This window comes from Pseudomonas sp. MF6755 (assembly GCF_016405635.1).
Taxonomy (GTDB): domain Bacteria; phylum Pseudomonadota; class Gammaproteobacteria; order Pseudomonadales; family Pseudomonadaceae; genus Aquipseudomonas; species Aquipseudomonas haemolytica.
In genome coordinates, this window is sequence record NZ_JAEKDA010000015.1 from 38,290 (window position 1) to 59,296 (window position 21,007).

Annotated in this window: 20 protein-coding genes; 12 read left to right on the plus strand and 8 right to left on the minus strand. The window is 61.1% G+C overall.

Going from position 1 to position 21,007, the window contains the following annotated elements; genetic code table 11:
- Positions 1-80: 80 nt before the first annotated feature.
- A complete protein-coding gene (locus JFT66_RS20140; RefSeq protein WP_198859957.1) occupies positions 81-1,475 on the minus strand; it encodes an FAD/NAD(P)-binding protein in 1,395 nt (464 codons plus the stop codon).
- Between the two features lie 19 nt (positions 1,476-1,494).
- Positions 1,495-2,058 (minus strand): helix-turn-helix domain-containing protein, encoded by a 564-nt coding sequence (locus tag JFT66_RS20145; RefSeq protein ID WP_034120286.1) that lies wholly within the window; start codon positions 2,056-2,058, stop codon positions 1,495-1,497.
- 93 nt (positions 2,059-2,151) lie between these two features.
- Here JFT66_RS20145 and JFT66_RS20150 point away from each other — a divergent pair, with 93 nt between their 5' ends.
- The 10 genes from JFT66_RS20150 to JFT66_RS20195 all read left to right on the plus strand — a co-directional run bounded on the left by JFT66_RS20150 (position 2,152) and on the right by JFT66_RS20195 (position 11,414).
- Positions 2,152-3,081, plus strand: a complete 930-nt coding sequence (locus JFT66_RS20150) for a DMT family transporter (protein WP_034120288.1) — start codon at positions 2,152-2,154, stop codon at positions 3,079-3,081.
- 172 nt (positions 3,082-3,253) lie between these two features.
- Positions 3,254-6,175, plus strand: coding sequence for a monovalent cation/H+ antiporter subunit A (locus tag JFT66_RS20155; RefSeq protein ID WP_153839281.1), 2,922 nt, complete (start codon positions 3,254-3,256; stop codon positions 6,173-6,175).
- A complete protein-coding gene (locus tag JFT66_RS20160) occupies positions 6,175-6,519 on the plus strand; it encodes a Na+/H+ antiporter subunit C (protein ID WP_003192163.1) in 345 nt (114 codons plus the stop codon). Before JFT66_RS20155 ends, JFT66_RS20160 begins: the two co-directional genes overlap by 1 nt.
- Positions 6,516-8,198 carry a monovalent cation/H+ antiporter subunit D gene (locus JFT66_RS20165; protein WP_034120290.1) on the plus strand — a complete coding sequence of 561 codons (1,683 nt, stop codon included), beginning with the start codon at positions 6,516-6,518 and terminating at the stop codon, positions 8,196-8,198. The genes JFT66_RS20160 and JFT66_RS20165 overlap by 4 nt, the downstream gene beginning before the upstream one ends.
- Positions 8,195-8,683: a Na+/H+ antiporter subunit E gene (locus JFT66_RS20170; RefSeq protein WP_034120291.1), complete on the plus strand. Its 489-nt coding sequence runs from the start codon at positions 8,195-8,197 to the stop codon at positions 8,681-8,683. The genes JFT66_RS20165 and JFT66_RS20170 overlap by 4 nt, the downstream gene beginning before the upstream one ends.
- Entirely contained in the window at positions 8,680-8,958 is a 279-nt protein-coding gene (locus tag JFT66_RS20175; RefSeq protein WP_003192168.1) for a K+/H+ antiporter subunit F, read from the plus strand. Before JFT66_RS20170 ends, JFT66_RS20175 begins: the two co-directional genes overlap by 4 nt.
- Positions 8,955-9,293: a Na+/H+ antiporter subunit G gene (locus JFT66_RS20180; RefSeq protein WP_153839280.1), complete on the plus strand. Its 339-nt coding sequence runs from the start codon at positions 8,955-8,957 to the stop codon at positions 9,291-9,293. The genes JFT66_RS20175 and JFT66_RS20180 overlap by 4 nt, the downstream gene beginning before the upstream one ends.
- A gap of 191 nt (positions 9,294-9,484) precedes the next feature.
- Complete coding sequence (locus tag JFT66_RS20185; RefSeq protein ID WP_153839279.1) at positions 9,485-10,036, plus strand: dihydrofolate reductase family protein; 552 nt, start codon at positions 9,485-9,487, stop codon at positions 10,034-10,036.
- Between the two features lie 44 nt (positions 10,037-10,080).
- Entirely contained in the window at positions 10,081-10,779 is a 699-nt protein-coding gene (locus JFT66_RS20190; RefSeq protein ID WP_034120296.1) for a peptidase E, read from the plus strand.
- Between the two features lie 299 nt (positions 10,780-11,078).
- Positions 11,079-11,414: a DUF6124 family protein gene (locus JFT66_RS20195; protein ID WP_034120298.1), complete on the plus strand. Its 336-nt coding sequence runs from the start codon at positions 11,079-11,081 to the stop codon at positions 11,412-11,414.
- A gap of 145 nt (positions 11,415-11,559) precedes the next feature.
- Here the strand turns inward: JFT66_RS20195 and cysS are convergent, their stop codons facing one another.
- Together cysS and JFT66_RS20205 are read right to left on the minus strand one after the other, a co-directional pair.
- Positions 11,560-12,948: a cysteine--tRNA ligase gene (cysS, locus tag JFT66_RS20200; RefSeq protein ID WP_034120300.1), complete on the minus strand. Its 1,389-nt coding sequence runs from the start codon at positions 12,946-12,948 to the stop codon at positions 11,560-11,562.
- Between the two features lie 21 nt (positions 12,949-12,969).
- Positions 12,970-14,670, minus strand: a complete 1,701-nt coding sequence (locus JFT66_RS20205; RefSeq protein WP_153870781.1) for a glutamine--tRNA ligase/YqeY domain fusion protein — start codon at positions 14,668-14,670, stop codon at positions 12,970-12,972.
- Between the two features lie 261 nt (positions 14,671-14,931).
- Between JFT66_RS20205 and JFT66_RS20210 the strand changes: the two genes are divergently transcribed.
- Together JFT66_RS20210 and lpxH are read left to right on the plus strand one after the other, a co-directional pair.
- Positions 14,932-15,438, plus strand: coding sequence for a peptidylprolyl isomerase (locus JFT66_RS20210; RefSeq protein ID WP_153839278.1), 507 nt, complete (start codon positions 14,932-14,934; stop codon positions 15,436-15,438).
- Positions 15,435-16,184 carry a UDP-2,3-diacylglucosamine diphosphatase gene (gene lpxH / locus JFT66_RS20215; protein WP_162524949.1) on the plus strand — a complete coding sequence of 250 codons (750 nt, stop codon included), beginning with the start codon at positions 15,435-15,437 and terminating at the stop codon, positions 16,182-16,184. The genes JFT66_RS20210 and lpxH overlap by 4 nt, the downstream gene beginning before the upstream one ends.
- 154 nt (positions 16,185-16,338) lie before the next feature.
- Here lpxH and JFT66_RS20220 read toward each other — a convergent pair whose 3' ends face one another.
- From JFT66_RS20220 to JFT66_RS20235, 4 genes are read right to left on the minus strand one after another with little or no spacing between them, the layout of a single operon-like run.
- Positions 16,339-17,868 carry a DHA2 family efflux MFS transporter permease subunit gene (locus tag JFT66_RS20220; protein ID WP_153839276.1) on the minus strand — a complete coding sequence of 510 codons (1,530 nt, stop codon included), beginning with the start codon at positions 17,866-17,868 and terminating at the stop codon, positions 16,339-16,341.
- The gene (locus tag JFT66_RS20225) at positions 17,868-19,067 is read right to left on the minus strand and encodes an HlyD family secretion protein (RefSeq protein ID WP_034120307.1); all 1,200 of its coding nucleotides are present in this window, start codon (positions 19,065-19,067) and stop codon (positions 17,868-17,870) included. Before JFT66_RS20225 ends, JFT66_RS20220 begins: the two co-directional genes overlap by 1 nt.
- Positions 19,068-19,082: 15 nt before the next feature.
- Entirely contained in the window at positions 19,083-20,534 is a 1,452-nt protein-coding gene (locus tag JFT66_RS20230) for an efflux transporter outer membrane subunit (RefSeq protein WP_034120309.1), read from the minus strand.
- Entirely contained in the window at positions 20,531-21,004 is a 474-nt protein-coding gene (locus tag JFT66_RS20235) for a MarR family winged helix-turn-helix transcriptional regulator (protein WP_034120310.1), read from the minus strand. The genes JFT66_RS20230 and JFT66_RS20235 overlap by 4 nt, the downstream gene beginning before the upstream one ends.
- Positions 21,005-21,007: the final 3 nt, after the last annotated feature.

The following is a 21,007-nucleotide window of genomic DNA, read 5'->3' on the forward strand; positions in this document are numbered from 1 at the left end:
GGCTTGCTCCCGATAGCGGTGCATCAGCCACGAATGTATCTACTGACACGCCCTCATCGGGAGCAAGCCCCCTCCCACATTCAGTTCTGTGTCAGCTTGGCGGCCAGCGCCTTGGCCTGGAGCGCCACATCTGTCACCGCCGTGCTCTCCCACCACATCCCGCGCAACGGCGGCCCCATGGCAAACAGTCGCGGGCTGACCTGGCCGTGGGCATTCAGCACCGCACCGCACGCATCCGCCGCAATCCCCAACGCCAACGGCCCGGGCTGGATCAACCCACGCTTGAGCAGTTGCTGCGGCAACGGCCGGGCCACGCGGCGCCAGTCGTATTCGATGCCGCTGGAGTTGATCAGCGCCGCGCCCGAAATATGGGTGAGCCCTTGCTCGCCACGAAGGCGCACCGCAATGGCAACTCCATCATCCGACGGCACCAAGCCTTTGAACGACGCTGCGCGAATCCGCAACCGCCCTTCTCTCTGCAACCGCGCCACCAACTGCGCGCTCAACGGCGGTGAACGGTGGTGATGGCTTTCCCACCACGGCCGTACATGCCGCACGAATTGGCGTTTGTGTGCCTCACTGGCCTGGCTCCATAAACGCGCGATATGACTGCGCACCGTGTCCAGCGGCGCTTGCCAGTCGATGCCCTGCTCAAGCGCTAGCCGGCATTGGCGCCGCACCTCACGCAGCAATTGCCGTGGGCTACGCAGGCGGTGGTTTGCGGCCAGGAAGTCTTCCCAACTCGGCGGTTGCCGGCGCACATGGGGCAACAGGCCGTGGCGCGAAAAAACCTCGATGGGCCCGCGATGCCCGACCTGTTCCAGGGAGACTACGGCATCGACCATGGTCAGCCCGGAGCCGATGATCAGCACCGTTGAATGCGCGTCGAGCTGGGTCATCGCTTGCACGTCCCACGGGTCCAGCGCTGCGGCGTTCAAGCCGGTGGATTCGGTTTGCGGTGTGCGCGCTGCCGGGAACATGCCGGTGGCCAATACCGCGCAGGTGCCACGCAGTTGCTCACCCTTATCAAGGGTCAACAGCGCGGAGGTGGCATCGACTTGCAGGTCGACTGCTTCGGCGCGGATATGCTCGACGGTCGACGTGGACAGCGCCTTGGCCTGCGCCAAGCGCTGCTGGGCATACAAACCAAAAATCCCCCGTGGCGGGAATAGTTCACTGATGGGCACATGCTGTTGGTCCGACTCTGGCCAACCACCGGCGCCGATGTAGTCGGTGAGCCATTGGGTCAGGTCGTCGGCATTGTCAGGGTCGACACTCATGCGCGCCGCGTTGCCGTTCAAGGTGTGGCCCAGCTCGACGGCGCTATAAGCCTCACCCCGCCCCAGTTCAGCACGCGGCTCGATCACCAGGATGCGCCGTGCGCCTGGCAAACGCAGCAGTTGAACCGCCAGCATCGTGCCGCTCAGGCCGCCGCCGATGATCAGGACATCGGCGTTGCGCGTGGATTCACTCATGCAGGTTGGCCCTCACTGTCTAGATCACCACCGTACGCACGAAGCACACCGCCACGTCGCCATCATTGCGATAGCCGTGGGATTGGCGGCTGGCGAACATATAGAACTCACCGGCGGCGACGGTTTTCTCTTCGCCGTCCAGAACCAGGGTCAGTGCACCTTCATACACAAACAGTTGCACGCTCCAACCGTCCGGATCCGGCTCGGGGCTGTAGCGATCACCGGGTTCCAGGCGCATCTCCCACAGTTCCACTTCGCGCCGGGCGTTGGCTTTGGCCAGCAACACCGCCTTACTACCGGGAACATCACCGGCCCAGGCCAGCTCATTGATGCGGCTGTGGTCAGGCGCATCTGGCGCCTGGATCAGGTCGCTGAACGCCACCTCCAACGCTTCGGCCACACGGTCTAGAGTGGACAAACTGACGTTCTTCTCCCCCGCCTCAATCGCCACCAGCATGCGCCGGCTGACCCCGGACTTTTCCGAGAGCGCGGTCTGGCTCAGGTCGGCGGCGTGACGCAGGCGACGGACGTTCTGGCTGACGTGCTGCAGGACCGAAGCCCGTTGCGGATTTTCTTTGTGCACTATATTGCTCAATAGGTGGGTGTGCGCAGTATACTGCCCAGCAGTGCGGCGCATTGTGCGGTCCGTGCTTTCCCCTTGCAAGACCGAGCCGCCATGACCGCCCCGAACTCCCCTTCGCGTTTCAACCGTTTCAGTAAAGCCGAATGCATCCTGGTGGTGATCACCATGATCTGGGGGGGCACCTTTTTGCTGGTGCAACACGCCATGACTGTCAGCGGGCCGATGTTTTTTGTCGGCCTGCGGTTTGCGGCGGCAACCCTTGTGGTGGGTTTCTTTACCTTGCGTACCCTGCGCGACCTGACTGTGCTGGAACTGAAGGCCGGCGTCTTCATTGGTGTGTCGATCATGTTTGGCTACGGGTTGCAGACCATTGGGCTGCAGAGCATCCCGAGCAGCCAATCGGCCTTTATCACCGCCTTGTATGTGCCATTCGTGCCGTTGTTGCAGTGGCTGGTCCTGGGACGGCGTCCGGCACTGATGCCAAGCATTGGCATTATGTTGGCGTTTACCGGGTTGATGCTGTTGACCGGGCCGGCGGGGGCCTCGTTTAACTTCAGCCCCGGTGAAATAGCCACGTTGATCTGTGCGATGGCGGTCGCGGCCGAGATCATTCTGATCAGCGCCTATGCGGGCCAGGTGGATGTACGCCGGGTAACCGTGGTGCAACTGGCCACGGCGTCGTTGTTGTCTTTCCTGATGGTAGTACCGATGGGTGAGGCATTGCCGGGGTTTTCCTGGTTGCTGCTGTTCAGTGCGGTAGGCCTGGGCTTGACCAGTGCGGTGATCCAGGTAGCGATGAACTGGGCGCAACGCAGCGTATCGCCAACGCGGGCTACCTTGATTTACGCGGGTGAGCCGGTGTGGGCCGGTGTGATCGGGCGGATAGCTGGCGAGCGTTTTGCACCCATCGCGATGGTGGGGGCGGCTTTGATTGTGGTGGCCGTGATTGTGAGTGAGTGGAAGAGGAGCAGCTCGACAGCTGTCGATACTCAACGCGCTGTAGAGCCTGAAAATCAAGGTTGATACTGTGAGCGGCAAGCTACAAGCTGCAAGAAATACACACGGCTATTCTCTTGTAGCTTGCCGCTTGTAACTGTTTTCTACTGCTCCTGTAGGATCCTGCCACATCTTGCCGTTTGGTGATCGTGAAAGCGGCACGTATGATGCATCCCAAACTTCCGCAGATTAGAAGCCTATGTCCCTGATAGTTCTACTGCTTCTGCCTTTTATCGGCAGCTGTCTGGCGGCCTTGCTGCCGCACAATGCACGTAACACCGAATCCCTGTTGGCCGGCCTTGTGGCCCTGGTCGGCACTATTCAAGTCGCCCTGCTCTACCCCCAGATCGCCCATGGTGGCGTGATCCGCGAAGAATTCATGTGGTTGCCCAGCCTCGGGCTGAACTTCGTGCTGCGCATGGATGGGTTTGCCTGGCTGTTCTCGATGCTGGTGCTGGGCATCGGCTCACTGGTGGCGTTGTATGCGCGTTATTACATGTCGCCGGACGATCCGGTGCCGCGTTTTTTCGCGTTCTTCCTCGCGTTCATGGGCGCCATGCTTGGCCTCGTGATCTCCGGCAACCTGATCCAGATCGTATTCTTCTGGGAACTGACCAGCCTGTTCTCGTTCCTGTTGATCGGCTATTGGCATCACCGCGCCGATGCGCGACGCGGTGCCTATATGGCGCTGATGGTCACCGGCGCCGGCGGCCTGTGCCTGCTGGCGGGGGTGATGTTGCTGGGGCATATCGTCGGCAGCTACGACCTGGACCTGGTACTGGCGGCGGGCGATCAGATTCGCGCGCACTCCCTCTACCCAGTCATGCTGGCCCTGGTGCTGATCGGTGCCTTGAGCAAAAGCGCGCAGTTCCCGTTCCACTTCTGGCTGCCCCACGCCATGGCGGCGCCGACTCCGGTCTCAGCCTACCTGCACTCGGCGACGATGGTGAAGGCCGGCGTGTTCCTGCTGGCCCGCCTGTGGCCGTCGCTGTCCGGCAGCGAAGAATGGTTCTGGATCGTCGGCGGTGCCGGCGCCCTCACCCTCCTCCTCGGCGCTTACTGCGCCATGTTTCAAAACGATCTCAAGGGCCTGCTGGCCTACTCCACCATCAGCCACCTCGGGCTGATCACCCTGCTGCTGGGCCTCAACAGCCCGTTGGCCGCCGTCGCTGCGGTGTTCCATATTCTCAACCACGCCACCTTCAAGGCTTCGCTGTTCATGGCGGCGGGCATCATCGACCACGAAAGCGGCACGCGGGATATCCGCAAGCTCAGTGGCCTGGTGCGCCTGATCCCGTTTACCGCGACCCTGGCGATGGTAGCCAGTGCGTCCATGGCCGGGGTGCCGTTGCTCAACGGTTTCCTGTCCAAAGAGATGTTCTTCGCTGAAACCGTGTTTATCTCGTCGACCCAATGGGTAGAAATCGCCCTGCCGGTGATCGCGACCATCGCCGGTACCTTCAGCGTCGCCTATGCCCTGCGCTTTACCGTGGATGTGTTCTTCGGCCCGCCTGCCACCGACTTGCCGCACACACCCCACGAGCCACCGCGCTGGATGCGCGCGCCGGTCGAGTTGCTGGTGTTTACCTGCCTGCTGGTGGGGATCTTCCCGGCCCAGGTGGTCGGCTCGATCCTCGCCGCCGCGGCGCTGCCGGTGGTCGGTGGCGTGCTACCGGAATATAGCCTGGCGATCTGGCATGGCTGGAACGCGCCGATGATCATGAGCCTGGTGGCCATGTCCGGCGGTGTGGTGCTGTACCTGTTGCTGCGCAAGCAGCTCAAGCGCGGGCGCTTCAAGTACCCGCCGCTGATCAGCTACTTCAACGGCAAGCGCGGCTTCGAGCGCTGCCTGGTGGTGATGATGCGCGGCGTGCGCCGAATCGAGAAACGCATCAGCACCAAGCGCCTGCAAACCCAGTTGTTCCTGCTGGTGCTGCTGGCGGTGGTCGGCGCCATGATCCCCATGATCAACAGTGGCCTCAGTTGGGGCGACCGACCGAAGATCCCTGGCTCCATCGTGTTTGTCACCCTGTGGCTGCTGGCGATTGCCTGCGCCCTCGGCGCCGCCTGGCAAGCCAAGTATCACCGGCTCGCGGCCCTGACCATGGTCAGCGTGTGCGGCCTGATGACCTGCGTGACCTTCGTGTGGTTCTCGGCGCCGGACCTGGCCCTGACCCAATTGGTAGTGGAAGTGGTGACTACCGTGCTGATCCTGCTCGGCCTGCGCTGGCTGCCGCGGCGGATCGAAGAAGTTTGGCCACTGCCCAACACCCTGCGCAAGGCGCGGATTCGCCGGGTGCGCGACTTCCTGCTGTCCACCGTGGTGGGTGGCGGAATGGCGTTGTTGTCCTACGCGATGCTGACCCGCCAGACGCCCAACGATATCTCCTCGTTCTACCTGAGCCGCGCCCTGCCCGAAGGCGGCGGCAGCAATGTGGTGAACGTGATGCTCGTGGACTTCCGGGGCTTCGACACCCTGGGCGAGATCACCGTGCTCGGCGCCGTGGCATTGACCGTGTACGCCCTGCTGCGACGCTTCCGTCCGTCTAAAGAAAGCATGGAGTTGCCGCCACAACAGCGCCAATTGGCACCCGACGTGGCCACCGACCTGGTCAACCCACGCCAGGCCAGCGATACCGCCCTGGGTTTCATGATGGTGCCGGCGGTGCTGGTGCGCCTGCTGCTGCCGATTGCGCTGGTGGTGTCGTTCTACCTGTTCATGCGCGGCCACAACCAACCGGGCGGCGGCTTCGTTGCCGGCTTGGTGATGTCGGTGGCGTTTATCCTGCAATACATGGTGGCTGGCACGCAGTGGGTCGAGGCGCAGATGAGCCTGCGGCCAATGCGCTGGATGGGCTTCGGCCTGCTTTCGGCGACTTTGACCGGGCTCGGCGCGCTGTTCGTCGGCTACCCGTTCCTCACCACTCATACCTGGCATTTCAGCGTGCCGCTGCTGGGTGACATCCATATTGCCAGTGCATTGTTCTTCGACGTCGGCGTGTACGCCACGGTCGTAGGTTCCACACTGCTGATATTGACCGCTCTCGGCCACCAATCCGTGCGAGCGCATAAACCGAGCAACCAGCCCAAAGTGGTTGCCGCAACTGAAGGAGCCGCCTGATGGAAGAAGTCATCGCAATCGCCATTGGGGTCCTGGCGGCCTCCGGCGTCTGGTTGATCCTGCGGCCACGGACGTTCCAGGTGGTGATGGGTTTGTGCCTGCTGTCCTACGGGGTCAACCTGTTCATTTTCAGCATGGGCAGCCTGTTTATTGGCAAGGAACCGATCATCAAGGACGGCGTGCCCCAAGACCTGCTCAACTACACCGACCCGTTGCCCCAGGCCCTGGTGCTGACGGCGATCGTGATCAGCTTCGCCATGACCGCTTTGTTCCTGGTGGTGCTGCTGGCGTCCCGGGGCCTGACCGGCACTGACCATGTGGACGGCCGGGAGCCCAAGGAATGACGTGGATGAATCAACTGATCGTCGCGCCGATCCTGCTGCCGCTGCTCACCGCCGGGTTGATGCTGATGCTGGGCGAGAAACGCCGCCCGCTGAAGGCCCGGATCAATCTGTGCTCCAGTGTGATCGGCCTGGGCATCGCTATCCTGCTGCTGTACTGGACGCAACAAGGCGGCCCCGGCTCGATTGGTGTGTATCTGCCGGGCAACTGGCAGGTGCCGTTTGGCATCGTCTTGGTGGTCGACCAACTGTCGGCGATGATGCTGGTGCTGACCGGCATTATCGGCGTGAGCGCGCTGCTGTTTGCCATGGCCCGTTGGGACCGTGCGGGCACCAGTTTCCACGCACTGTTCCAGATCCAGCTGATGGGTTTGTATGGCGCGTTCCTCACCGCAGACCTATTCAACCTGTTCGTGTTCTTCGAGGTGCTGCTGGCGGCGTCCTACGGCCTGATGCTGCACGGTTCCGGCCGCGCGCGGGTGTCGTCGGGGCTGCATTACATTGCAATCAACCTGCTGGCGTCGTCGCTGTTCCTGATTGGCGCGGCGATGATCTACGGTGTTACCGGCACACTGAACTTCGCTGACCTGGCGTTGAAAATCCCGTTGGTGCCGGAGGCTGATCGTGGCCTGTTGCATGCCGGTGCGGCGATCCTCGCCACGGCGTTCCTGGCCAAGGCCGGGATGTGGCCATTGAACTTCTGGCTGGCGCCCGCCTACTCTTCGGCCAGCGCGCCGGTGGCGGCGATGTTTGCGATCATGACCAAGGTCGGCGTGTACACCGTGCTGCGCCTGTGGACCTTGCTGTTCTCCGGCCAGGCCGGCGCTTCGGCGCTGTTTGGCGGCGACTGGCTGGTGTACGGCGGCATGGCGACGATCATCTGCGCGGCGCTGGCGATGGTAGCGGCGCAGCGCCTGGAGCGCATGGCTAGCCTGAGCATTCTGGTCTCGGCCGGGATCCTGCTGTCGGCAGTGGGGTTTGCCCAGCCGAGCCTGACCGCTGGGGCGTTGTTCTATCTGGTCAGCTCCACCCTGGCGTTGAGTGCGTTGTTCCTGCTGGCGGAGTTGATCGAGCGTTCGCGTTCAGCCAACGACCTGCCGCTGGATGAAGAGATCGATGCGCTGCCCAAGGCCATGGAATCGCTGCATCCGCGCCCTGGCGTGAACCTGGACGATGAGCAGAAAGCCGTGGTCGGCCAGGTCATCCCCTGGACCATGGCCTTTCTCGGCTTGAGCTTTATCGCCTGCGCGCTGCTGATTATCGGCATGCCACCCTTGTCCGGGTTCATCGGCAAGCTCAGCCTGTTGAGTGCGCTGATCAACCCACTGGGCCTGGGCAACGCCGTGGACGAATCGATCCGCCCTGCGGCCTGGGGCCTGGTGGCGCTGCTGATTCTGTCTGGCCTGGCCTCGCTGATCGCCTTCGCCCGCCTCGGCATCCAGCGCTTCTGGACCCCGGAAGAGCGCCCCTCGCCGTTGCTGCGTCGCTACGAATGTGTGCCAATCTTCTTCCTGCTCGGTCTCAGCATCCTGCTGACCTTCAAGGCCGAGCCGCTGATGCGCTACACCCAGGCCGCCGCCGAAAGCCTGAACAACCCGGAACACTACGTGATGGCGGTGCTGGCCACGCGTCCGGTGCCAAGCCCCGAAGCCAAGGCCGCCGCGCTGGGGGTGCAGCCATGAAGCGCCTGTTCCCTGCCCCGTGGCTATCAGTGGCGTTATGGGTCTTGTGGCTGGTGCTGAACCTGTCGATCAGCCCCGGCAACCTGCTGCTGGGCGCATTGCTGGGCGTTCTTGCACCCTTGTTGATGGCGCCACTGCGCCCGTTGCCGATCCGTATCCGCCGCCCTGGCGTAATAGTCCGCCTGTTTTTCCGGGTTGGCCGCGACGTGATCATCTCCAACCTGCAGGTGGCCTGGGGTGTACTCACCTGCGGCTCACGCCCACCGCGCTCGCGCTTTATCAAGATCCCCCTGGACCTGCGCGACGCCAATGGCCTGGCCGTGCTGGCGATGATCACCAGCGTGACGCCCGGCACCGTCTGGTCGGAGCTGGCGCTAGACCGCAGCATCCTGCTGTTGCACGTCTTCGACCTGGATGACGACGCGCTATTCATCCAGCACTTCAAACACGACTACGAACGGCCCCTGATGGAGATCTTCGAATGAGCGCCCTGCTCGCCAATGCGATCCTGTTCAGCCTGTTCCTGTTCTCCCTGGCGATGGTGCTGACCCTGGTGCGCCTGTTCAAAGGCCCGTCGGCCCAGGACCGGGTACTGGCGCTGGACTACCTGTACATCCTGGCGATGCTGATGATGCTGACCCTGGGTATTCGCTATGCCAGTGACACTTACTTTGAAGCGGCGCTGTTGATTGCGTTGTTCGGCTTCGTCGGCTCGTTTGCCCTGGCGAAATTCCTGCTGCGTGGGGAGGTGATTGAATGATGCCGTTATGGGTTGAAATCATAGTGGCGGCGCTGCTGGTATTGAGCGGCCTGTTTGCGTTAATCGGAGCGGTGGGATTGCTGCGGATGAAGGACTTCTTCCAGCGCATGCATCCGCCGGCGCTGGCCTCGACGTTGGGCGCCTGGAGTGTGGCGTTGGCGTCGATCATCTACTTTTCGGTGCTCAAATCCGGGCCGGTGTTGCACGGGTGGTTGATTCCGATTTTGTTGTCGATCACGGTGCCGGTGACTACCTTGCTGCTGGCGCGTACCGCGTTGTTCCGCAAGCGCATGGCTGGTGATGACGTCCCTGCCGAGGTCAGCAGCCGCCGCTGATTACTTGAATGAACACGGTCAAAAATGTGGGAGCGGGCTTGCTCGCGAAAGCGATGTATCAGTCGCCACTATCATCAACTGACAGACCGCATTCGCGAGCAAGCCCGCTCCCACATTTGAATCGGTGCCAGGTGCAAGATCGGATGTGTGCCGGGGACGTCTTTCGGACATCAGGAAAAGGAATTCCCATCATGGATATCAAGTCTTCCGTTTTTATCGCCGCAAGCATTGACGGTTTCATCGCCCGGCCAGATGGCGATATCGAGTGGCTGCATCGGCCGGAATATGAGCTGGCAGAACTGAACGGTGTGACATATGAAAGCTTCATTGCGACAGTTGATGCGCTGGTAATGGGCCGCAAAACCCTGGAGAAAGTCCTGTCGTTTCCGGCGTGGCCCTATGACGGTATGCCGCTCATCGCCCTTTCTCACCAAGCCGTAGGAATCCCGACGTATTTGCAGGGCAAGGTCGAGGTGATGTCCCTGGAGCCAATCGCGCTGGTGGCACAGTTAGCCGAGCGCGGCATGAAGCATCTCTATATCGACGGTGGCCAAACGATCCAGGCGTTTCTTGAAGCGGGCCTGATCGATGAGCTGATCATTACGCGGATCCCGGTTTTACTCGGGCAAGGGATCCCACTCTTCAGCCAGATCGGTCGAGAACTTGAGCTTCGCCATGTCGGCACGCATGAGTCGGACAATGGTTTTGTTCAGAGTCGGTATCAAGTGATGCAATCTTCATAGCGGCGGCAGGCACTCATATCGCGCAAGACGGACAGGAGGTCAGGATGACTAAGCACATTATTGTGATTGGCGGCGAGGCCACCGAAGACATGCAGCGTATGACGCGTATCGATAAACACATCGTCGCGTCATCAGGCAAAACGCACCCTACTGTGCTCTATATCTCCACCGCCAATGGCGATGACCGAATCAAGATTTCCGATTTCACCGCCAAATATGAAAGCGCTGGCTGCCGCGTAACCACGCTGGCATTTTTCATTTCACCCTTCCCCAACGCCAACCATGTTTCATCACTCTTTGAGCAAGCCGACATCATTTACGTGCCAGGCGGAAATACCCGCGCCATGTTGGCGGTCTGGCGCGAATTTGCTGTAGTGGACCGTCTGAAGAGGGCCTGGGAAAACGGCAAAGTCCTGTGTGGTGTCAGTGCAGGCGCCATTTGCTGGTTTGAGCATGGGCATTCCGATTCAGGGGGAGCGTTTGCGCTGGTTCACGGCCTGGGATTGCTGCCAGGAGCACTGTGTCCGCATTTCAGCTCAGAAGCAGGAAGGGAAACCTCGTTTGTCGAGCTTGTTCAGCGTGAGGGGATACAACCCGCCTACGCGGTCGATGATGGCGTCGCTTTGCATTTCAAGGACGGCAAGTACCACGAGACGATCTATAACGACGCCGCTAGTAACGCCTATAAAGTCAGTACAAGGCCCCCCTACCTAGCACAGGTATTGCAAACTTCAGGCGGGTAAACGCCGCAAGGAAATTTCCGACAGCGTTTTAGGGTTGTCGCTCGGAAGATGGCTGCCTAATCTTCGGTGGTCGCTGAAAACTCAGCGACCGGGTTTCGCAGCCCGGTTAAACTCTAGACGCACAGCGTCCACCTCAGATAGCGGGCGCTTTTTAATGCCTGATGTTATGGCGGCTGTGCGCGGGATACCTTCGGGTATGCCGGGTGCTAGAGTCCCGGTCTGCGAACCTGCGTACAGCTGCCACCCAAATATCGTTTCGCAGCGATGGGTGGTGACTCCAATACTCTAGGAGCTACGCCATGATTAAAGACAGTCCGAATCCACCGTCAGATTCAACCGCATTTCACACTGCCGCTCATCGAGCGATAAATCACTACCTGAACCCGTCTGAAAAACCAGAGCCATCTGCTGAGGATCATGGTTTGTTTACCGTACGTGAAGGATTAGACGTCGAGACGCTGCTGGCCAACGCCTCGGAGGATCTTGCGTCGGTTCAAGCGCTGGCAAGCCATTTGGCTTTTGAGATCGAAGGCACCCCGCGTAGCGTAGCTCTGGGAATTTGCCGGATGCTGGAGGGGATTCAGCTGATGGTGGATAAAACGCTAAAACTCAAAGACAAACCAATTCACGGATAGATCTGATCCGAAGACCGAGCAAAGTGAGCACGGTCAAAAGTGGGAGGGGGCTTGCTCCCGATGGCGGTGGGTCAGTTGCAGACGAACTGACTGACCTACCGCCATCGGGAGCAAGCCCCCTCCCACATCTGGATCAGGCTACCGATCAGGCCTGATCAGCCAACCGCCACGTCGTCCCGCCCTTCCCATCTTCCAACACCACACCCATCGCGGTCAGTTGGTCACGGATACGGTCGGATTCCGCCCAGTCTTTACCAACCCGAGCAGCCAGACGCGCCTGGATCAGTGCATCTACCTCTGCGGCATCCACACGCCCTTCAGCACCGGCTTGCAGGAACTCATCGGCTTCCATCTGCAACACGCCGAGCACGCTGGCCAGCTCTTTCAGGCGCGCCGCCAGACCCGCCGCCGCGTCAAGATCGCTCTCACGCAGGCGGTTGATCTCACGCACCATTTCAAACAGCACCGCGCAGGCTTCCGGAGTACCAAAGTCATCGTTCATGACTTCGGTAAACCGCGCCACGAAGGCTTCACCGCCAGCCGGAGCAACGGCGGGCAAGCCTTTCAACGCGTGGTAGAACCGTTCCAGAGCGCCTTTGGCGTCTTTGAGGTTGTCTTCCGAGTAGTTGATGGCGCTGCGGTAGTGGCTGGACACCAGCAGGTAACGCACCACTTCCGGATGGTACTTTTCCAGCACGTCGCGGATGGTGAAGAAGTTGTTCAAGGACTTGGACATCTTCTCGCCATTGATGCGGATCATGCCGCAGTGCATCCAGGCGTTGGCGTAGGTCTTGCCGGTGGCGGCTTCGCTTTGCGCGATTTCGTTTTCGTGGTGCGGGAACTCCAGGTCGCTGCCGCCGCCATGAATGTCGAAAGTCTCGCCCAGGCAGCAGGTGGACATCACCGAGCATTCGATGTGCCAACCCGGACGCCCGGCGCCCCATGGCGATTCCCAGCTCGGCTCGCCGGGCTTGGTGCCTTTCCATAGCACGAAGTCGAGCGGGTCTTGCTTGGCCTCGTCGACTTCGATGCGGGCGCCGATGCGCAGGTCTTCGATTTTCTTGCGCGACAGCTTGCCGTAGCCCATGAACTTGGCGACGCGGTAGTACACGTCACCATTGCCTGGGGCGTAGGCGTAACCCTTGTCGATCAGGGTCTGGATCATCGCGTGCATGCCGGGGATGTGGTCCGTGGCACGCGGTTCCATGTCCGGCTTGAGGATGTTGAGGCGCGCCTCGTCCTCGTGCATGGCGGCGATCATGCGCTCGGTCAGCGCGTCGAACGACTCGCCGTTTTCATTGGCGCGGTTGATGATCTTGTCGTCGATGTCGGTGATGTTGCGCACGTACGTCAAGTCATAGCCACTGAAACGCAGCCAGCGGGTCACCAGGTCGAAGGCAACCATACTGCGGCCGTGGCCGATGTGGCAGTAGTCGTACACGGTCATGCCGCACACGTACATGCGCACCTTGTTGCCATCCAGCGGCTTGAAGACTTCTTTGGTCTTGCTGAGCGTGTTGTAGATCGTTAGCACGATGAATCCCTTAAGACTTGATCACTGGCCCCACGAATCTCGCAAGGTCACGGTACGGTTGAATACCGGAGCACCGGGTTTCGAGTCCTTGATATCCGCGCAGAAGTAACCTTCGCGCTCGAACTGGAAACGGTCTTCCGGCTGTGCGTCGCCAAGTGATGGCTCGGCACGACAACCCGTGAGTACTTGCAGGGAATCAGGATTGATGTTGTCCAGGAAGCTCGCGCTGTCTTCGGCCTTCTCAGGGTTCGGCGAACGGAACAGGCGATCGTACAGACGCACTTCACACTCGATGCTGGCGGCAGCCGGAACCCAGTGGACCACGCCCTTGACCTTGCGGCCTTCAGGGTTCTTGCCCAGGGTATCCGGATCGTACGAGCAACGCAGTTCGACGATGTTGCCATCGGCGTCCTTGATCGCTTCGTCAGCGCGGATCACGTAGCTGCCGCGCAGGCGCACTTCGCCGTTCGGCTCCAGGCGCTTGTAGCCCTTGGGCGGCTCTTCCATGAAGTCGTCACGGTCGATGTAGATTTCGCGGGCAAACGGCAATTTGCGCACGCCCAGCTCTTCTTTCTGCGGATGACGCGGCAGTTCGAGGTTCTCGACCTGGCCTTCCGGGTAGTTGGTGATCACGACTTTCAACGGTCGCAGCACGCACATGGCGCGCGGGGCGTTCGCGTCGAGGTCCTGGCGGATGCTGAACTCGAGCATGCCGTAGTCGACCACGCCGTCGGAACGGTTGGTGCCGACCATCTCGCAGAAATTACGGATCGATGCCGGAGTGTAGCCACGGCGGCGGAAACCCGACAGCGTCGACATGCGTGGGTCGTCCCAGCCATGCACGTGCTTTTCATCCACCAGTTGCTTGAGTTTGCGCTTGCTGGTGATGGTGTAGTTCAGGTTCAGGCGGCTGAACTCGTACTGACGCGGGTGCGCCGGTACTGGCAGGCTGTCCAGAAACCACTCGTACAGCGGGCGATGGCTTTCGAACTCCAGGGTGCAGATGGAGTGGGTGATGCCTTCGATGGCGTCCGACTGGCCGTGGGTAAAGTCGTAGTTGGGGTAGATGCACCACTTGTCACCGGTCTGGTGATGGTGGGCATGGCGGATGCGGTACATGATCGGGTCGCGCAGGTTCATGTTCGGCGAGGCCATGTCGATCTTGGCGCGCAGTACGCGGGCGCCGTCCGGGAACTCACCGGCGCGCATGCGGGCGAACCAGTCGAGGTTCTCTTCCACCGAACGGTCGCGGAACGGGCTGTTCTTGCCGGGTTCGGTCAGGGTGCCACGGTATTCCTTGGCCTGCTCCGGGGTCAGGTCGTCGACGTAGGCCTTGCCGGCCTTGATCAGCTCGACGGCCCAGTCGAACAACTGGTCGAAATACTTGGAGGCATAGCGCACTTCACCGGACCATTCGAAGCCCAGCCACTTGATGTCGCTTTCGATGGCGTCGATGTATTCCTGGTCTTCCTTGGCCGGGTTGGTGTCGTCGAAACGCAGGTGCGTGACGCCACCGAACTCCTGGGCCAGGCCGAAGTTCACACAGATCGACTTGGCGTGACCGATGTGCAGGTAGCCGTTGGGCTCTGGCGGGAAGCGGGTAACGATCTGCGTATGCTTGCCCGAATCCAGGTCCGCCTGGATGATCGGGCGCAGGAAATTGACCGGGACGGCAGGTCCGGCCTTGGAATTCGAGGTAGGGTCGACAGTGGGCTTGCTCATAGGATCCTTGAACAGACAGGTTCGTGGCCAGGTGGGGCCAGATAAAACAAAGGGCTTATCATAGCCGATGCTGTCAACCACCTGACAGGGCACGGTCAAAAACTGCTGCTTTAATTGCTGCTTTAATGACAGGCGCGGTAAAAAACCACCTCGAAATTCCTGCAAGGCACGCTAAACTGCGCACCTTGGCCGCTGATAGGCCAAACCGGTCGAGGCGCCCAGGCGTCCACACCCACGAATTCCCTGAAAAGAGTAGTGAACATGACTCAAGTCAAACTGACCACCAACCACGGTGACATCGTCATCGAGCTGAACGCCGAGAAAGCGCCGATCACCGTCAAGAACTTCATCGAATACGTTGAAGCCGGCCACTACGAAAACACCGTTTTCCACCGTGTCATCGGCAACTTCATGATCCAGGGCGGCGGTTTCGAGCCTGGCATGAAAGAAAAGAAAGACAAGCGCCCAAGCATCCAGAACGAAGCGGACAACGGCCTTTCCAACGACAAGTACACCGTCGCCATGGCCCGTACCATGGAGCCGCATTCGGCCTCCGCGCAGTTCTTCATCAACGTCGCCGAAAACACCTTCCTCAACCACAGCGGCAAGAACGTGCAAGGCTGGGGCTACGCGGTATTCGGTAAAGTCACCGCCGGCACTGACGTTGTCGACAAGATCAAAGGCGTGTCCACCACGTCCAAGGCCGGTCACCAGGACGTTCCAGCAGAAGACGTGATCGTCGAGAAAGCCGAGATCATCGAAGCGTGATATTGCTGATTTCAGATTTGCATCTGGAAGAGGAGCGCCCGGATATTACCCGGGCGTTTCTGGATTTACTCCACGGTCGCGCCCGTGGTGCCCAGGCGTTGTACATTCTGGGGGACTTCTTTGAAGCCTGGATCGGCGACGATGGGATGACGCCCTTCCAGCGTTCCATCTGTGAAGCGCTGCGTGAACTGAGCGACAGCGGCACCCCGATTTTCATCATGCATGGCAACCGCGATTTCCTGATCGGCAAGGCGTTCTGCAAAGCGGCAGGCGCAACCTTGCTCAAGGACCCGAGTGTCGTGCAATTCTATGGCGAGCCTGTGCTGTTGATGCACGGCGACAGCCTCTGCACCCGCGACCTTGGCTATATGAAGCTGCGGCGTATCCTGCGTAACCCGATTGTGTTGTTTATCCTGCGCCACCTGCCGTTGAGCACGCGCCATAAACTGGCGCGCAAGTTGCGCAGTGAAAGTTCTGCCCAAGTGCGCATGAAAGCCAACGACATTGTCGATGTAACCCCCGAAGAAGTCCCGCGGGTGATGCAGCAGTTCGGCGTGCACACCCTGGTGCACGGCCATACGCACCGCCCGGCCATCCATAAGTTGCAGATTGGTGACCAAGCGGCCAAACGGATTGTGCTGGGGGATTGGGACAAACAAGGCTGGGCGTTGCAGGTGGATGAGCAAGGGTTTCAATTGGCGGCGTTTGACTTCGTCAATCCGCAATTGGCACTGCCAGGGGCATGATCCTCAAACACCACAGCTACCTTGTGAATGAAGCTCCAAATGTGGGAGCGGGCTTGCTCGCGAAGGCGGTGTGTCAGTCAACTTATATATCGACTGAACCACCGCATTCGCGAGCAAGCCCGCTCCCACATTTTGGGCCGCGTACAGCCTCGGGTTAGTGGCCTGAGGCCGCAGGCCCCGCCTTTGCGGTGAATGGCGGCTTGGCCAGCCACACCAGCAACATCAAGCCCATGAACATCCACCCCAGCAACGTGAAGTAATCCACGGTGGACATCATGTATGCCTGGCTGGTGAGCACCTGGTCCAGCTGCGTATAGGCCTTCTGCCCCGCTCCACCGAGCGCCTGCAAGGCGTCACGGGTGGCCGAGTCATAGGGCGTCATGCTCTCGCTCATATAGGCATGGTGCTGGTCGGCCCGGCGGATCCAGATCCAGGTGGTCAGCGAAGCCGCGAAGCTGCCGCCCAATGTGCGCAGGAAGGTCGCAAGCCCGGCGCCGTCGGCAATCTGGTGCGGCGGCAGGTCGGACATCAGGATGCTCAGGGTCGGCATGAAGAACAGCGCCACGCCGATGCCCATGAACAGCTGCACCAGGGCGATGTGGGTGAAGTCCACTTCGTTGGTGAAACCGGCGCGCATAAAGCAGCTCAAGCCAATCGCCAGGAACGCCAGGCCCGCCAGCAGGCGCAAGTCGAACTTGTGCGCGTACTTGCCCACGAACGGCGACATCAGCACCGGCAGGATACCGATCGGTGCCACCGCCAGCCCGGCCCAGGTGGCGGTATAGCCCATCTGGGTCTGCAGCCATTGCGGCAGGATCAGGTTGATGCCGAAGAAGCCCGCATAACCGAGGATCAACACGATAGTGCCGATCCGGAAGTTACGGTGAGCGAACAGCCGCAGGTTCACCACCGGATGCTTGTCGGTCATTTCCCAGATGATGAACACCGCCAGCGCCACCACCGAGATCGCCGCACCGATGATGATGAAGTTGGATTCGAACCAGTCCAGGTCATTGCCCTTGTCGAGGATGATCTGCAAGGCGCCGACACCGACGATCAGGCTCAGCAGCCCGACGTAGTCCATCGGCTGGTAGCTGGTGACCACCGGGCGTTTCTTTAACTGCGAACGCACCACCATCACCGCAAAGATACCGATGGGTACGTTGATGAAGAAGATCCACGGCCAACTGTAGCTGTCAGTGATCCAGCCGCCGAGGATCGGCCCCGCAATGGGCGCCACCACGGTGACCATCGCCAGTAACGCCAGGGCCATGCCGCGCCTGGCGGGTGGGTAGACCGCGATCAATAGCGTCTGCGTCATCGGGTACAACGGCCCGGCGACCAAGCCTTGCAGCACCCGAAAGCCGATCAGCTCGGGCATTGAGGTGGAAATCCCACAGAGGAACGACGCCAGCACAAACAGGATGGTCGCCCACAAAAACAGCTTCACCTCGCCAAAGCGCCGGCTCAACCAGCCGGTAAGCGGCAAGGCGATGGCGTTGCTCACCGCAAACGAGGTGATCACCCAGGTGCCCTGCTCGGAACTCACCCCGAGGTTGCCAGAGATAGTCGGCAACGCCACGTTGGCGATGGTGGTATCGAGCACCTGCATAAAAGTCGCCAGCGACAGGCCAATAGTGGCCATCAGCAGGCTGGGTGGCGTGAACGAGGCGTTATTGCTCATCAGCGTTGCGCAGCCTTGGGAGCGGCGACGCTGTTGTCATGGATCAACTGGTTGATCATGGCATCGGCCTCGGCCAATTGGCGGTCATACACATTGGTGCTGAACGACGCCTTCTGCGGCGCCTGTTGCGCCAGCACCGGGCCGCTCTGGTCGTGCAGGTTCACGTTGACCACCGTACTCAGGCCCACGCGCAGCGGGTGCTTGGCCAACTCTTCGGCGTTGATATGGATGCGCACCGGCACCCGTTGCACGATCTTGATCCAGTTACCGGTGGCGTTCTGGGCCGGCAGCAAGGCGAACGCACTGCCGGTACCAGCGCCGAGGCTGTCGACGGTGCCGCTGTACTTCACGTCGCTGCCGTAGATGTCCGATTCGATATCCACTGGCTGGCCGATGCGCATATCACGCAGCTGGGTTTCCTTGAAGTTGGCGTCGATCCACAGCTGGTCCAGCGGAATCACCGCCATCAACGCGGTGCCAGGCTGTACGCGCTGGCCCAATTGCACGGTGCGCTTGGCCACGTAACCTGTGACCGGCGCGATCAAGGTGCTGCGCGCATTGGCCAGGTAGGCCTGGCGCAACTGCGCGGCGGCAGCTTGCACGTCGGGGTGGGACGAAATCACCGTGTCATCCACCAAGGCATTGCTGGTTTTCAGTTGCTGCTCGAGGTTGGTCAAGGCGTTCTTGGCGGCGGTCAGGCTGTCGCGGGCGTGGGACAGTTCTTCCTGGGAAATCGCGCCGCCCTGGGCCAGGGTCTTACGACGGTTGTAGTTGTCCTGGGCGGTTTGCACATCGGCTTTCTGCGCATTGACCTGGGCTTTCATGCCATCGACGTTGCTGTACAAGCCGCGCACCTGGCGCACGGTGCGGGCCAGGTTGGCCTGGGCACTCTGCAGGCCGACGGCAGCGTCGTTGGGGTCGAAGTTGATCAGCACCTGGCCTTCGTGGACCAGGTCGCCATCGTCGGCGCCGATGCTGACCACGGTGCCGGTGACCAGCGGGGTGATTTCCACCACGTTGCCGTTCACATAGGCGTCGTCGGTACTTTCATTGAAGCGGCCGTAGAACTCATACCAGCCCCACACGCCGACCACACCGAGAATAACGATCAGCGCCAGGCCGATCAGCATCACTTTGCGTTTGCGTGGGTTGTTGTCTTTGGGTTGTTCAGTTGCAGTGGTGTTTTCGGCAGTGGTCATGACAAATACCTCAAATTATTCCGTGCGTGTAGCGGGGGTGGTCGCGGTCACGCTGTTGGCGTTGTACCCGCCACCCAGGGCCTGCATCAGTTGAATCGACAGATCGATCTGCGCGGCATTCAGGGTTGCCAACTGACGCTGGGCCTGCAGCAATTGCTGCTCGATGCTGAGCACATCCAGATAGTTACCGATGCCTGAGCTGTAGCGCTGCAACCCGGTGTCGTAGGACTGTTGCGCGATGTCCGCGGCATGTTGCTGGGCCTGGATCTGCCGCCCGGTGTCGCGCAGCTGCGAAAGGGTGGTGCCGATATCGCCCAAGGCTTGCACCAGAGTTTTGTTGTACTGGGCTACCGCCAGGTCGTAATCGGCGTCGCGGGCATCGAGGTCGGCGCGCAGGCGACCGCCGTCAAAGATCGGCAGCGAAAGGGTCGGTGCGATATTGAAGAAGCGGCTGGCCGAACCGAACATCGCGTCCCCCAGCAACGACTCCGCCCCAGCGCTCGCGCTCAGGTTGAGGTTGGGGTAGAAGCGGGTTTTGCTGGCGTCGATGTTCTTGCTCGCCGCCTCTACCCGCCAGCGTGCGGCGACCAGGTCGGGGCGTCGGCCGAGCAGCTCGGCAGGCAGTACCGAAGGCACCGCGACGGCGCTGGGCTTGAGCACTGCCGGGCGCGCCAGCTCGCTGCCACGGTCCGGGCCTTTGCCGAGCAACACCGCCAGGGCGATCTTGGCGCTTTGCAGTTGTTTTTCCGCATCGATCAACTGCGACTGGGAGCTGGCTTCCAGGCTCTCGGTCTGCTGGTACTGGTACTCGCTGTCGATGCCGGAACTCAAGCGGCGCTTGCTCAGGTCGAGCATCTGCCGCGTGCGCTTGAGGTCGTCGGTGGCCAGGTCACGCACGATATGCGCTTGGCCCAGGTCGCTGTAGGCCTTGGCCACGTTGGCGGCCAGGGTCAGGCGCGCGGCCTGTTGATCGACTTCGGCGGCGCGGGCCTCGCCCAGGGCGGCCTCCCAGGCGGCGCGCTGGCCGCCCCACAAGTCGAAGTTGTAGTTGAAGCTGGCGCCGACATTGCGCACCGTCGAGTACGCATCGCCCTGCCCCCGCGGGTCCTGGTCTTTGGCCAGGCGCGAACGACTGACGCCGGCGCTGGCATCTAGGGTAGGCATGCGTGCAGCGTTGGCGGCATAGGCGGCGGCTTCGGCCTGATGGGCACGGGCATCGGCGACTTGCATGTCGGGGCTGTTTTGCAGGGCTTCGGCGATCAGGCCGTCGAGCTGAGGGTCGCCGAGGCTTTTCCACCAGTCGGCGGCCGGCCACGCGGCGCTGGACAGGGTCACGCCGCTCAGGGATTTACCGGTTTGCAGGGTGTTGGCGTCGAGGCGTTGGCCCTGGGTGTCGAGGCCGCTGTAGTTGGCACAACCGGCCAGCGTCATCGCCGCTAGCACGAGGCTGAATGCGCGTGTGTTCATTGTTTACCTACCCGCTGGATAGTGATGGGGTCACCCGCAGCGATCAAAATCTTCTTCAGAATCCGTTCCAGGCTTTCCAGCTCGCCCGGTTCGAGGGCGCCAGCCAGTTGATTGAGGGCCTGGGCGCCGATATGCGGCAACATGTCCGCCAGGCGCTGGCCTTCGGCGGTCAGCACCAACTGCACCTGACGGCGGTCCAGCTCGGACCGCTTGCGGCTTAGCAGGTCTTTTTGCTCCAGCCGGTCGAGCATGCGCGTCATCGAGCCGCTGTCCAGAGACAGGTTGCGGCACAGCTCGGCCGGGGTGTCGACGCCGAACTGGGCCATGATGATCAACACCTTGAACTGCGCGGCGGTGATGCCGTGGGGTTCCATATGCGTGTCGATGATCCGGTCCTTGAGAATCGCGGCGCGGCCCAGCAACAAGCCAAGATGGCAGTTGTGGAAGTTGTCAGGGGTGAAGTGAGGCATCGA

Excerpts from the sequence above, each read along its gene's own strand:
- JFT66_RS20190 (WP_034120296.1), top strand. The coding sequence starts at position 10,081 with ATGACTAAGCACATTATTGTGATTGGCGGCGAGGCCACCGAAGACATG.
- JFT66_RS20160 (WP_003192163.1), top strand. The coding sequence starts at position 6,175 with ATGGAAGAAGTCATCGCAATCGCCATTGGGGTCCTGGCGGCCTCCGGC.
- JFT66_RS20235 (WP_034120310.1), bottom strand. The coding sequence starts at position 21,004 with ATGCCTCACTTCACCCCTGACAACTTCCACAACTGCCATCTTGGCTTG.
- JFT66_RS20165 (WP_034120290.1), top strand. The coding sequence starts at position 6,516 with ATGACGTGGATGAATCAACTGATCGTCGCGCCGATCCTGCTGCCGCTG.
- JFT66_RS20220 (WP_153839276.1), bottom strand. The coding sequence starts at position 17,868 with ATGAGCAATAACGCCTCGTTCACGCCACCCAGCCTGCTGATGGCCACT.
- JFT66_RS20205 (WP_153870781.1), bottom strand. The coding sequence starts at position 14,670 with ATGAGCAAGCCCACTGTCGACCCTACCTCGAATTCCAAGGCCGGACCT.
- JFT66_RS20210 (WP_153839278.1), top strand. The coding sequence starts at position 14,932 with ATGACTCAAGTCAAACTGACCACCAACCACGGTGACATCGTCATCGAG.
- JFT66_RS20180 (WP_153839280.1), top strand. The coding sequence starts at position 8,955 with ATGATGCCGTTATGGGTTGAAATCATAGTGGCGGCGCTGCTGGTATTG.
- JFT66_RS20155 (WP_153839281.1), top strand. The coding sequence starts at position 3,254 with ATGTCCCTGATAGTTCTACTGCTTCTGCCTTTTATCGGCAGCTGTCTG.
- JFT66_RS20150 (WP_034120288.1), top strand. The coding sequence starts at position 2,152 with ATGACCGCCCCGAACTCCCCTTCGCGTTTCAACCGTTTCAGTAAAGCC.
- JFT66_RS20230 (WP_034120309.1), bottom strand. The coding sequence starts at position 20,534 with ATGAACACACGCGCATTCAGCCTCGTGCTAGCGGCGATGACGCTGGCC.
- JFT66_RS20195 (WP_034120298.1), top strand. The coding sequence starts at position 11,079 with ATGATTAAAGACAGTCCGAATCCACCGTCAGATTCAACCGCATTTCAC.
- JFT66_RS20175 (WP_003192168.1), top strand. The coding sequence starts at position 8,680 with ATGAGCGCCCTGCTCGCCAATGCGATCCTGTTCAGCCTGTTCCTGTTC.
- JFT66_RS20140 (WP_198859957.1), bottom strand. The coding sequence starts at position 1,475 with ATGAGTGAATCCACGCGCAACGCCGATGTCCTGATCATCGGCGGCGGC.
- JFT66_RS20225 (WP_034120307.1), bottom strand. The coding sequence starts at position 19,067 with ATGACCACTGCCGAAAACACCACTGCAACTGAACAACCCAAAGACAAC.
- JFT66_RS20185 (WP_153839279.1), top strand. The coding sequence starts at position 9,485 with ATGGATATCAAGTCTTCCGTTTTTATCGCCGCAAGCATTGACGGTTTC.
- JFT66_RS20170 (WP_034120291.1), top strand. The coding sequence starts at position 8,195 with ATGAAGCGCCTGTTCCCTGCCCCGTGGCTATCAGTGGCGTTATGGGTC.